The following is a 12643-nucleotide window of genomic DNA, read 5'->3' on the forward strand; positions in this document are numbered from 1 at the left end:
TCCCCTTCCTTTAGGGAGGGGAGGAGGTCAAGTTTAGCCCTTATCGAGAGAGAGATTTTTAGCCCGGTGGCCAGCTCAAATGCCGCCCCGCCAGCACATGCAAATGAATATGGAACACGCTTTGCCCCGCGTCCGCGCCACAATTCATCACTACACGGTAGCCGTCATCTGCATAACCCGCATCCGCCGCCACTTGTTTGGCTGCCAAATACAATTTGCCAATCAAGGCTGCATCGTCTGGCTGGATGTCATTGATGGTGGCAATGTGTTTGCGCGGAATCACCAACACATGCAACGGCGCTTGCGGGTTAAGGTCGTGAAACGCAATCACGTCCTCATCTTCGTAAGCGATCTTCGCCGGGATTTCACCTGCCACAATACGGCAGAATAAACAGTTACTCATCAGTATTTTCTCCGTCCTTCAAAGGCGTGGGAAAGCGTGCCGCTGTCAACGTATTCGAGTTCGCTGCCCATCGGCACACCGTGCGCAATGCGGCTGGCAGGAATATTGCGTTTCGCCGCCAGTTCGCTGATGTAATGGGCGGTGACTTCGCCTTCTACCGTGGGGTTGGTGGCAAGAATCAACTCCTGCACCTCACCTTCATCGAGCCGCGCTTCCAGCACATCCAGCCCGATGTCTTCCGGGCCAATGCCATCCAGCGGCGACAAACGCCCACCCAGCACGAAATAGTAACCGCGATAACCGGTCGCCTGTTCCACCGCCACCACGTCAGAGGGGTGTTCCACCACGCACAGCAAATTGGGTTGCCGGGCAGGATTCGCGCAAATACGGCAGGTTTCATGCTCGGTAAGTGTGCGGCAACGTGAGCAATGGCGCACGTCACGCATCGCCCGCGCCATCACAGCCGCGAGCCGTTCGCCACTACGCCGGTCATTTTCCAGCAAGTGGAAGGCCATGCGCTGCGCGGTGCGCGAACCCACACCGGGCAGGCAGCGCAAGGCATCCACCAATTCTTTCAGCAGCGAGGATTCGCTCATCTTAGAATGGCATCTTGAAGCCAGGCGGCATCGGCATACCGGCAGTCACGCCCGCCATGCGCTCGCTGGATTCCTCTTCGAGCTTGTGAACGGCATCGTTAAACGCGGCGGTCACCAAGTCTTCGATCATGTCTTTGTCATCAGCAAACAAGCTTGGGTCAATCGTGATGCGCTTGCATTCGTGCTTGCCGGTGATCACCACGGAGACCAAGCCGCCACCGGATTGCCCGGTCACTTCCATCGCAGCAATTTCTGCCTGCGCTTTCTGCATGTTTTCCTGCATTTTTTGCGCCTGCTTCATCAGGCCGCCAATTCCAGCTTTACCCATCATGGTGTGTATGTCCTCGATTGTGTTCAATAACCAGCAGTTTACTACACTAACTGCCCTTTGTGCGCGGGCGGATACTGCCCGGCACAATCACTGCCCCGAAAGTTTCTTGCAATTGCTGCACGAAAGGGTCATTCCGAATCGCCTCTTCGGCGGCGGTCTGCTTTTCAGCACCTTCGCGCAGGGTACGTTTTTCGGGGGTTTCTTCGCTTAGGGTCGCCAGCTCGAAATGGAGCTTCAGTGTACGCCCGTAATATTTAGCGAGCGCTTCAGCCAATTGGGCTTCGGCAGTGCTGCTTTGCAGGCTGGAACCGCTTTCGTCCAGCAACAACGTAATCTGGTCATCCGTCACACTTTCCAACAGGCAATGTTGCGCCAAGGGCAAGGCCATGCCGGTGAGGTTTAATTGGGGGTAGAGGGTGTGCCAGTCGTTGGTGGAAGCGGCGGACGGCGGAAGAAACCCCTCCCCAGCCCTCCCCTTATCAGGGAAGGGAGCAGGAACAGGGGCGGGTGCTGCTACTACGGCAACTTCCTCTTCCGGTTCCGGCTCCTCCCCTGATAAGGGGAGGTTAGGAGGGGTTTCTTTCTTAGGTTGAAATTCTTCAACTACAATTTTTTTTTTCTCAGCCGGTGCCGAGGGTATCGAGTCTTGACGGGCAGTCCCGTCATCAAGCCGGAACGCCAGCATCCGCAACAGCAGCATTTCAAAGCCACCACGCGGGTCTGGGGCTAACGGCAAATCACGCCGCCCATACAAAGCCATCTGGTAATAGAGTTGCACATCCGCCGGTGATAACAGTTTTGCCAGCGCGGCCACATCAACATCCGCCTCATCGGCAGCCACCACTTGCTGTACCGCAATGCTGTGCAACAAGGAAATGAAACTATCGGCGGCAGCCGTAAAATCGGTAGTCAGTTGCGCCATTTGCCCCACGATGGCGAGCATCCGCGCCCCGTCATCATCCGCCACGGCCTGCAACAAGCCGATCAAATGTTCATGGGGTAACAGGCCGAGCATGTCTTGCACGTCATCTTCGCTGACGGCTCCACCACCGGCGACAATCGCCTGATCGGTCAGGCTCAGAGCATCACGCATACTGCCATCGGCTGCCCGCGCCAGAATACGCAAGGCACTTTCACTGAACGGGATATTTTCCTGTTCCAGCACCGTCGCCAGATAGCCGCTGATCATGTCAACCGGCATCCGTTTCAAATTGAATTGCAGGCAACGTGACAGAATCGTGACCGGCAATTTCTGCGGGTCAGTGGTCGCAAACAGGAATTTGACGTGGGGCGGCGGCTCTTCCAGCGTCTTCAACAGGGCGTTGAAACTGTGCCCGGAAAGCATGTGCACTTCGTCAATCAGGTAAATTTTGAAGCGTCCACGGGTCGGCGCGTATTGCACATTGTCCAGCAAATCGCGGGTATCTTCGACCTTGGTGCGTGAAGCGGCATCGACTTCGATCAAATCAACGTGGCGGCCTTCAGCAATTTCGCGGCAACTGCGGCATTCCCCGCACGGTTTGGCGGTCACACCGGTTTCACAATTGAGGCATTTGGCGAAAATTCGTGCCAGAGTGGTCTTGCCTACCCCACGCGTGCCGGTAAACAGGTAAGCATGATGCAAACGTTGTTTGCCATCATCGCCGTCCAGCGCATTCATCAAGGCTCGCAATACGTGCGCCTGACCGACCATTTGCTGGAAGTCTTGAGGCCGCCATTTTCGTGCAAGTACTTGATAACTCATTGGATAATAATAGAATTCTTAGAGTGGGTGGCAACCTGCACCAGCCACATCCCGGCGCCCGAATCAGTGGCTGTTGCTGCTCCCTTCCGGGCCTGACAAGGTTCACCACTTATCGTCGCGGGAGAACCAATGCAGGCCACCATTGCGAAGAGTCGAGGATTATGACCGAATTGCTAAAGCGCGACAAGGCATTTACGAGATCGTCGGAAATCCTACCGCATTCATAGAAATTACATTGCTTAATACAGGCTGATTGACTATAAACACCATTGGTAGTTATTTACCCCCAGTTGAGTATCGCAAGGAAACGTGCCCATGATCCGCAAAATATTGATCGCAGATGATTCCAATACTGAACGCCTGCACCTGACTCACATTCTGGAATCAGCAGGCTTTGAAGTCATGGCGGCTCAATCTGGCAATGAAGCCAAAATACTGGCGGAGTCTCAACAGCCTGATCTCATTTTACTCGATATTATCATGGATGATGGGGATGGTTATCAGGCGTGTCGTGCCATCAAACGTAACCCCATAACCCAAGCCATTCCAGTGATCATGGTATCCAGCAAATCCAACCCGGTGGATAAACAATGGGCACAAAAACTGGGCGCTACTGACTACATCGTCAAGCCGTATACAGAGGCAGATGTACTGCAACAGATTGCCAAACTGTAGCAGTTAGATACCCTGACGATGCTTTCCCAACAATAAAACCAATCAAGCATAACAACAGAGGAATGAACAGGTGCAAACGTCATCCGGATCGGTAGCCAGCCGATTTTATTACCGTATCGGCATACATTTTATCCTGCTGGAAGCGGAGATCCGTACCGAAGTGCTGAGCGAGCAAGTGACTTACCCGCTACCCTTCTCCCCTGCATGGTGCGCTGGGCTTATCAGCTTACGAGGCGAATTATACCCTATTGTTGATATGCATCAGGTCTTGCAAGGCCAATCCTTCGCTACTACCCCACAGCTCTTGCTGATACAGCACCCACGCTTTCCCCCTATTGCCCTGACTTGCGACGGCTATCCGCGCCAGTTAAAGCTCCCTGCGCAAGATTTGGATTTGCAAGTGGGTGAAAATCTGCCGGGTTGGATTCCCCATGTCCTGCATCACGACAGCAATACCCTATTGGTTGCCGACCACGGCAGATTATTACGGCACTTACAGCGCACACAAGGAAGTTGAGCCACATACCACAGAGGAATTTACATCATGAAAAACAAAAACAAACATTACGCCGCCATTGCCGGGTTATTGAGCCTGTTATGCGCCCCACCCGCAACCCAAGCTGAAGATGGCGTCACCGACACTGAGATCGTTATCGGCGGCGTCATGGATTTGGATGGTCGTTCCAGTGGCCTTGGGCTTGGTATGAAGGAGGGCATCGAAGCCGCCTTGCAGAACCAGCGCGTTGACGGGCGCAAGGTGCGTTTCCTGTCTGCCAATGATTCTTACACGCCCGATAAAGCCGTTGCCGCCACCCAGCAACTGATCGAGCAAAAAGTACTGTTGTTTGCAGGTAATGTCGGCACACCTACGGCAAAGGTCGTTCTCCCTATTCTCGAAGCACAAAAAATACCGGCGGTAGGTTTCTTCACGGGTGCTGACCTGTTACGCCCCGGCAAAGGTGACATCATCAATTTCCGCGCCAGCTATGTACAGGAGACCAAAGCCGTCATCGACGCAGCCTTGCAACATGGCATCAAGCCCACCGAAGTGTGTGCCTATGTGCAAAATGATGCTTTCGGCATGGCGGGGGTTGCTGCTATCCGCGAAGCCTTACAAGCCAGCGAAGGCATGGAAGCTACCCTGAAAACACTCGATAGTGTGATGGCAGCAGAAGGCACAGAGCCTGCCCGTAACCAACTGGGCCCGGTCGGGGTTTACACCCGCAACACCTTTATTGCCCGCGACGGCTATGACTCGCTGAAAGCTTGGGAACAAAAGCAAGGCACAAGCTGTAAACTGGTCGTCACCGTCGGCACTTATGAAGCCATTGCCCGCTTTATCGCTTACGCAACCAATAAAGCCGAACCCTGGATTTTCAGTGCCGTCTCGTTTACCGGGGCAGAGGACTTCCGCAAAACCTTGAATAAATTTAATCTCCATGATCGAGTGATCATGACGCAAGTGGTGCCGCTACCCGAAAGTGACTTACCCATTGTGCAAGAAGCTCGCACCGCACTGGGAAAAGATTACGGCTATGTTTCACAGGAAGGTTATATTGTCGGTAAACTCCTGCTACATGGCCTACGCCAATTGGAAACAGACAAAAAACCCATCACTCGTGCTAATCTATTAGCCACTTTTAAAGGCCAACAGTTCGATCTTGGTGGCTTGAACATGAATTTCAGCCATGATAACCAAGGTTCTGACTTTGTGGTGATGACCCAGTATTCAGCAGACAAATGGCGGTCGTTACAAAATTCGGCTTGGCAAAGCTGGCTTGACCAAAAACAAAAAACGACCACAACCAATTAAGGAAGGTAAACATGGCCACCCAAACAACGAAACGTGGTAATTTTCTCAGTAACCTATCGGTTGCACGGCGTATTTATGCACTCATCCTGATTCCGCTGGCTATCCTGTTCATCACGGGTATTTTCGCTATTATCGCCCTGAACCAAAACCGTTTGGCGCTGGAGGACATGAACAACCGGGTCGTCGCCATCGACCAAGGCAATAAAATCATCCGGCGGATGCAACGCGACTACATCATTTTATTGCATGAAGTCCAGATCGGTAGCCGTACATGGGAAGATGGGCGCAAGACCCTTGAGCAACTGAACGCTGACATCAGCAGCAGTTTTTCACCAGCCTACAAAAATGCCAAAACGACCAATCAGGATCCGCAAACCATTGCCACCCTTAAAGAAGTGGACAACTTACCAGAAGCGATTGATAAAGCCATCGCATTGCTGAAGCTAGAAGATCGCGGCAAGCTGGAGCTATACCTGCAAAACGACATGAATGCTGACACCAAACCGGTGCGGGACAGCATCCATCAGGAAGTAGAAGGTGACATCAAACAATCCCAAGAAGCGTTTACGGGTGCACAAAAGAATGTCGGCATCTTCCTGATGACCAGTATCGCCCTCATCCTGCTGGGAACCTTGATCGCAGCGGTATTGGGCTTTTTGATCTACAAATCCATTGCAGACTCCATCGACCGCCTGATGCTCACCATGAAAAAGATTTCGGATGGCAACCTGCAAGCCCGTGTAGAACTGGAAGGCAACAACGAACTGGCAGAACTTGGTCAAAACTTCAACCAGATGATCGAAGACCGGATCATCACCCAGGCACGCATCGACCAAGACCATAAACAACTCAATGAATCGGTGGGCGTCTTGCTGGATGCCGTATTTGACCTCAGCGAACGTAACCTGACAGTACGTGCCAAAGTAACCGAAGATGCTACCGGGCCACTGGCTGACGCGATTAACCAATTGGCGGAAGACACTGCGGACGTACTCAGACAGGTACGTGACGTTGCCACTTCCGTCGAAACCACTTCACAAGACGTAAACCGCTACGCCCTTAAGGTTAACAAGCTCGCACAACTAGAACGCTCCGAAGCCGAAGAAACCGCCGTACAGCTCGACACCATCCTGCAACGGCTGGACAGCATCGCCGCTTCCGCTCAACAAGCCAATCAGGTGGCGGACACCACCTCCACCACCACCCGCCATGCGCAAGAAACCGTTTCACGCAGCATGGAAAACATGAGCAACATCCGCGATACCGTACAAGAAACCGGCAAGCGCCTGAAACGCCTCGGTGAACGTTCCCAGGAAATCAGCCAGATCATCGACTTCATCAACAACCTTTCCGAGCGCACCACCGTCCTCGCCCTCAACGCCAGTATGCAAGCCACGGCAGCGGGCGATGCTGGGCGCGGTTTCTCGATGATCGCGGAAGAAATCCAGCGACTCGCCGAAAGCTCGCGTGATTCCACCAACCAGATTTCCACACTGGTACGCAATATCCAGCAAGAAGCCAACACCACCATCGCCACGATGGATAACACCATTGCACAAGTCGTCAGCGGCTCCACCCTCGCCGAAGAAGCTGCCCAGCAAATGCAAGCCACACTGGAAGCCACCAACGAACTGGTTGCCTCGGTTGAAAAAATCGCTGTATCCTCTGCCGAACAGGTTGCTATCAGCAAATCCCTGCAAACCCGTGCCGAGCGCATTCTGGAAGCCACCCAATCGACAGGTAAAGAATTGCTCTCACTCACCGGTCTGACCAAGAACATGGCGGAATACGGTCAACGTCTGGTGAAATCGGTCAACGTCTTCAAACTGGACGCGTAAGCCTATGAATAATGCCAGCGCCTTCGCTGATGTGCTGGAAGATGTTGCCCTGCAACTCTCCAGCCTCAACCCGCTAGCCGAATCGCCGGAAGAGATTGCCGCGACGGCTGCCAATGTCGTGGCTGAATACCAGCGCATCAGCACCGCCGCTGACCAGTTGGGTATGGATGGTGTGCAGCAGGCCGCCGAGTGGATACACGGTATGCTGGTCAGTTTTCAGCAAGCCCTGCCAGAAGCCATCCTCGAACTGCTGCAAGGCGGGCAATTGTTCGGCTGGGTCGAACTCACCGCTGTTGCCTTGCGCGAACCCGAAGAGCATTCCCACTTGCCTGCCATCGCGGCTGAGTTGATGGACGAAGCATGGCCTGAACCCCCAGCGCCTGAGATGCTGGAAAACCTGCTCGTCAACCTGCGGGTCAGTTCCCAACAGGTCGAAGCCATCGAGCCGACCGAAGTCATCACCAGCAAACCGGCACACAACCCACTGGCATGGGCAGCGGACATCCACCCCGAATTGCTCGAAGCCTACCTACAGGAAACGCCGGGGCAAATTGCCGAAACATCCCGTTTAATTCACCTGATTTCCCAAGGTGACAGCACCCCCGAACAACGCCGCCACGCTGCCCGCCTTGCCCACACCGTCAAAGGAGCCAGCGGTGTCGTCGGCGTAGAGGCCATCGCCTCCTTCACCCACCGACTGGAAGACATTCTCGAATTCGATATTGCCAAGCACCTGCCAAAGGGTTTAGGGAAAACGCTAGCCGCTTCTGCCGACTGCCTCGAAACCCTGTTCGAGCACTTGCAGGAACACAAACCACTCCCGGACGAATACGCCCTGCTGCTGGCTGAAATGAATGACTGGGAACAACGCCTAACCAGTGCTGCTGCATCGCCACCAGATCCGCAGGCCGAGCCAGAATCCGTACTGTTAGCACCCGTTATTTTGCCCGACTTTATCATCCAGTCCGGTTCGGCAGAAGACGACTTCGGCGAGGTGGAAGATGCCCACACGGCGGATATACCACGTAGTGGTTCCAGCCACCTCAGTGTGCCATTGGAAACCGTACAACGCCTACTCAGCCTTGCCGGTGAACTCATCACCTCGACCAGCCAGATTGCCGAGCAAACCCAACACACGCTGGCTTTCGGCAAGCAATTGCAGCAACAGGATGAACATATCCGCCAGATGCTGGAAGAACTGAGTGAAACCATCGACCAGCAATCAACCAACCTGAATCAGCACACTGCACACAAAACCGTAGCAGCCAAGGCAGCAGATGCAGGTGATTTCGACCAACTGGAACTGGAGGCTTACAACGACTTGTACAGCGCATCCAGCCTGTTGACCGAATCCATTGCGGATAGCCGTGAACTGACCCGTAGCCTGCAACAACAAATTCGGCAAATTTCCGAACAGGTTTACCAGCAGCAGCGTCTGCAACGCCAGCTCAGTGAAACCATCCTGCGCACCCGTCTCGTCCCCGTTCAGTCCATTACGGCGCGGATGGAACGTACCGTGCGTGAAACTTGCCGCCGCACCGACAAGCAGGCCAGCATCAGCATCCTTGGTCAAAACCTGCAAATCGACACTGACATCTTGCAAGGGCTAACGCCACCCTTGCTGCACATGCTGCGTAACGCGATAGATCACGGTATTGAAACACCCGAAGTACGTGAAGCCGCAGGCAAATCTGCCGAAGGCAACATCACCTTGCACTTCGAGCAAAAAGGCAACCAGATTCACCTGACCTTGCACGATGATGGGCAGGGTCTGGATGCTGAACGCATCCGTAGCCGCGCCATCGAACGCGGCCTGCTCAAACCCGATGCCACGCTCAGCGAAGAAGATACCCAGCGCCTCATCCTGCAACCCGGTTTTACCACCCGCGATCAGGTCAGCGACATTTCCGGGCGTGGCGTTGGCATGGATGTGGTGCAAACAGCCGTGGAAAACTTACAGGGCTTACTGCACATCAGCAGCATACCAGGGCAAGGTACAACCCTGCATATTCAGGTTCCGCTCACCCTGATTGCCACGAATGCCTTGCTGGTACGCACTGGCGGCAACCTGATTGCCATTCCGAGCAACACTATCCAGCAACTGCTGTATGTTCCCGCCGATGAGCACATTATTGATGGCACAAGTTGGCAGATCCAATACCAAGACGCCCACCTGGAAGTCCTATCCCTTTCCCGCTTGTTAGGCTGGCAAGCTGATTTACCCGATTTAAACAAAGGCCATTCCCTGCTTATTGTCGGCAGTGAACAAAAAAGCTATGCCCTGCATGTTGAAGAAGTCCTGCAACCCCGCGATATTGTGGTGAAAAACCTTTTGCCTTGGCTCAACCTGACCCAAGGCATCAGTGGCGCGTGTATCCTTGCCAATGGTGCGGTCGCACCCGTGCTGGACTTGTTACGTATACTGCGCAATCTTGAGAATGGTCTGCTGACACTGGATGAAAAGCACACCACCAAAACAGATAAAACCCCGCAACGCGTGCGCATCCTGATCGTTGACGACTCGCTCAGCAACCGCAAATCCCTCAGCTTGATGGTTGAGCAAATGGGTTATCAGGCCATTACCGCTGTCGACGGGCTGGAAGCATTACAACACCTGCACGGGCTGCCGATAGCATTAATTTTGACCGACCTGGAAATGCCACGCATGAATGGCCTGGAAATGACACAGGCTATCCGTATCTGGCCTGAAAAACGTCACTTACCGATCATCATGATCACTTCACGTAGCACCAAGAAACACCGGCAAATGGCACAACAGGCGGGTGTGGATGCCTACCTGACCAAACCTGTTGACTATGACACCCTGAATACACAATTATATAAATGGCTCAAGACGCAACTTGCGGCCTGACAATGAGAGAATCCACATGTTGACGCCAGAAAAAGAAACAATCGATATTTGTTTATTTGAACTGCCCGAAAAAGATCAGGCTGTTATCCAGCGCGTTGTAAGCTTCGCAGCATCCCAAGGCAAAGCCTACGCGCTACAAGCAGCGTTGGAACACGCCGACATTATTATGACGCTGGATGATATTGAGCTACCCGCGAATACTGCCCTGCATATTCGCATTGGTGATCCCGACTTGCCTTGCGATATTGCGTTGCAACGTCCGTTACTGGTTACGCGTGTCATGCGTGCCATTGATGATGCTGCGCAATTATTCAAATCACGTCATACTGCACCTGTTATAAAAACAGTCGCTCCAACTCCAGAAACAGTAACCCCTGAAGCCCTTCCTGAACCTGTGCAAGTCATCTCGCCAGAAGCTCCACATCATCAGGAAGAGGAAGAGCCAGCGCATGAATACACCTATCTTGCCTTGGTGGTTGATGACAGTGCCGCCATCCGCAAACAATTGGAACTTGAGTTACGCAATGCCAATATCAAAGCAGAGTTTGCCGAAACAGGCGAAGAAGCATTAGAAAAATCTGCGCAAAAAACCTATGACCTGATATTTCTGGACATCGTGCTGCCAGGCATTGATGGCTACGAAGTCTGCCGAAAAATGCGTGCCAGTAAAGCGATGAAGAAAACCCCCATCATTATGTTAAGCGGTAAAACCTCACCGTTAGATGAGGTGCAGGGCGTTATTGCGGGGGCATCGACTTATCTCACCAAACCGGTACAGCCTGAACAGTTCCAACAGACCCTAAAACGTGTCTCTAAATGGTTAACCAACTTTGCCCGCTGATGCGGGCGTTTTTCTTTCAACATAAATTCCAGGCAAAAAAAAAGCCCCGTCACGGAAAACCGTAGACGGGGCTTTTAGATTTGAAGCCTGGCATTGACCTACTCTCACATGGGGAGACCCCACACTACCATCGGCGATGCTGCGTTTCACTTCTGAGTTCGGGATGGGATCAGGTGGTTCCACAGCTCTATGGATACCAGGCAAACTGGCAAGGTTAAGAAGGGGATGCCGTAGCAGCCTTCATGACCTAAACTGGAAAAATATCAAGGGATACTTTAAATACTGGGTCAGATGTCATACATCTCTAAATAGACCATTTTGGGTTATAGAATCAAGCCTCACGGGCAATTAGTACTGGTTAGCTACATACATTACTGCACTTCCACACCCAGCCTATCAACGTCGTAGTCTCCAACGGCCCTTTAGGACCCTCAAGGGGTCAGGGAGATCTCATCTTGGGAGGGGCTTCCCGCTTAGATGCTTTCAGCGGTTATCCCGTCCGAACATAGCTACCCTGCAATGCCACTGGCGTGACAACAGGAACACCAGAGGTTCGTCCAACCCGGTCCTCTCGTACTAAGGTCAGCTTCCCTCAAATCTCCAACGCCCACGGCAGATAGGGACCGAACTGTCTCACGACGTTCTGAACCCAGCTCGCGTACCACTTTAAATGGCGAACAGCCATACCCTTGGGACCTGCTTCAGCCCCAGGATGTGATGAGCCGACATCGAGGTGCCAAACTCCCCCGTCGATATGGACTCTTGGGAGGAATCAGCCTGTTATCCCCGGAGTACCTTTTATCCGTTGAGCGATGGCCCTTCCATTCAGAGCCACCGGATCACTAAGACCTACTTTCGTACCTGCTCGACTTGTCTGTCTCGCAGTCAAGCGTGCTTATGCCTTTACACAAACCTCACGATTTCCGACCGTGATTAGCACACCTTCGCGCTCCTCCGTTACTCTTTAGGAGGAGACCGCCCCAGTCAAACTACCCACCATGTATTGTCCCCGGCATTGTGATGCCTGGGTTAGAACTCCGAACATACCAGGGTGGTATTTCAAGGACGACTCCACCAGAACTAGCGTTCCAGTTTCATAGTCTCCCACCTATCCTACACAAGTAGGTTCAAAGTTCAATACAAAGCTATAGTAAAGGTTCACGGGGTCTTTCCGTCTAGCCGCGGGTACACTGCATCTTCACAGCGATTTCAATTTCACTGAGTCTCGGATGGAGACAGTGCCGCCATCGTTACGCCATTCGTGCAGGTCGGAACTTACCCGACAAGGAATTTCGCTACCTTAGGACCGTTATAGTTACGGCCGCCGTTTACCGGGGCTTCGATCAAGAGCTTCGCTTGCGCTAACCCCATCAATTAACCTTCCGGCACCGGGCAGGCGTCACACCCTATACGTCCTCTTTCGAGTTTGCAGAGTGCTGTGTTTTTGATAAACAGTCGCAGCGGCCTGGTCTCTGCGGCCCACTTGCGTGGGCGTACCTTCTCCCGAAGTTACGGTACCATTTTGCCTAG

The 12643-nt window shown here is 53.1% G+C and carries 10 protein-coding genes, 2 rRNA genes and 1 other RNA gene (1 of these 13 only partly in view); 6 read left to right on the top strand and 7 right to left on the bottom strand.

Features of this window, described 5'->3' with window-relative positions:
- Positions 1 to 58 precede the first annotated feature (58 nt).
- From J9253_RS11905 to ffs, 5 genes are all read right to left on the bottom strand, one after another.
- The gene (locus J9253_RS11905; RefSeq protein ID WP_210221196.1) at positions 59 to 403 is read right to left on the bottom strand and encodes a histidine triad nucleotide-binding protein; all 345 of its coding nucleotides are present in this window, start codon (positions 401 to 403) and stop codon (positions 59 to 61) included.
- Complete coding sequence (gene recR, locus J9253_RS11910) at positions 403 to 999, bottom strand: recombination mediator RecR (RefSeq protein WP_028490190.1); 597 nt, start codon at positions 997 to 999, stop codon at positions 403 to 405. The genes J9253_RS11905 and recR overlap by 1 nt, the downstream gene beginning before the upstream one ends.
- 1 nt (position 1000) lies before the next feature.
- Positions 1001 to 1330 carry a YbaB/EbfC family nucleoid-associated protein gene (locus J9253_RS11915; RefSeq protein ID WP_425426800.1) on the bottom strand — a complete coding sequence of 110 codons (330 nt, stop codon included), beginning with the start codon at positions 1328 to 1330 and terminating at the stop codon, positions 1001 to 1003.
- A gap of 46 nt (positions 1331 to 1376) precedes the next feature.
- Positions 1377 to 3074 carry a DNA polymerase III subunit gamma/tau gene (dnaX, locus tag J9253_RS11920; RefSeq protein ID WP_210221197.1) on the bottom strand — a complete coding sequence of 566 codons (1698 nt, stop codon included), beginning with the start codon at positions 3072 to 3074 and terminating at the stop codon, positions 1377 to 1379.
- Positions 3075 to 3109: 35 nt separating this feature from the next.
- An RNA gene (ffs, locus tag J9253_RS11925) (signal recognition particle sRNA small type) lies at positions 3110 to 3206 on the bottom strand.
- A gap of 183 nt (positions 3207 to 3389) precedes the next feature.
- Here ffs and J9253_RS11930 point away from each other — a divergent pair.
- The 6 genes from J9253_RS11930 to J9253_RS11955 all read left to right on the top strand — a co-directional run bounded on the left by J9253_RS11930 (position 3390) and on the right by J9253_RS11955 (position 11113).
- Entirely contained in the window at positions 3390 to 3749 is a 360-nt protein-coding gene (locus tag J9253_RS11930; RefSeq protein WP_210221198.1) for a response regulator, read from the top strand.
- A gap of 70 nt (positions 3750 to 3819) precedes the next feature.
- Positions 3820 to 4266 (top strand): chemotaxis protein CheW, encoded by a 447-nt coding sequence (locus J9253_RS11935; protein ID WP_210221199.1) that lies wholly within the window; start codon positions 3820 to 3822, stop codon positions 4264 to 4266.
- A 27-nt stretch (positions 4267 to 4293) separates the two neighbouring features.
- The gene (locus tag J9253_RS11940; protein ID WP_210221200.1) at positions 4294 to 5562 is read left to right on the top strand and encodes an ABC transporter substrate-binding protein; all 1269 of its coding nucleotides are present in this window, start codon (positions 4294 to 4296) and stop codon (positions 5560 to 5562) included.
- 11 nt (positions 5563 to 5573) lie between these two features.
- Positions 5574 to 7400 (top strand): methyl-accepting chemotaxis protein, encoded by a 1827-nt coding sequence (locus tag J9253_RS11945; protein ID WP_210221201.1) that lies wholly within the window; start codon positions 5574 to 5576, stop codon positions 7398 to 7400.
- A 4-nt stretch (positions 7401 to 7404) separates the two neighbouring features.
- Positions 7405 to 10272, top strand: a complete 2868-nt coding sequence (locus J9253_RS11950; protein WP_210221202.1) for a hybrid sensor histidine kinase/response regulator — start codon at positions 7405 to 7407, stop codon at positions 10270 to 10272.
- A gap of 16 nt (positions 10273 to 10288) precedes the next feature.
- A complete protein-coding gene (locus J9253_RS11955) occupies positions 10289 to 11113 on the top strand; it encodes a response regulator (protein WP_210221203.1) in 825 nt (274 codons plus the stop codon).
- 85 nt (positions 11114 to 11198) lie between these two features.
- Here the strand turns inward: J9253_RS11955 and rrf are convergent.
- Together rrf and J9253_RS11965 are read right to left on the bottom strand one after the other, a co-directional pair.
- Positions 11199 to 11314: ribosomal RNA gene (gene rrf, locus J9253_RS11960) — 5S ribosomal RNA — on the bottom strand.
- A 126-nt stretch (positions 11315 to 11440) separates the two neighbouring features.
- Positions 11441 to 12643: ribosomal RNA gene (locus J9253_RS11965) — 23S ribosomal RNA — on the bottom strand (it continues 1629 nt past the right edge of the window).

Origin of the sequence: Thiothrix litoralis (assembly GCF_017901135.1) — a bacterium.
GTDB classification, from domain to species: domain Bacteria; phylum Pseudomonadota; class Gammaproteobacteria; order Thiotrichales; family Thiotrichaceae; genus Thiothrix; species Thiothrix litoralis.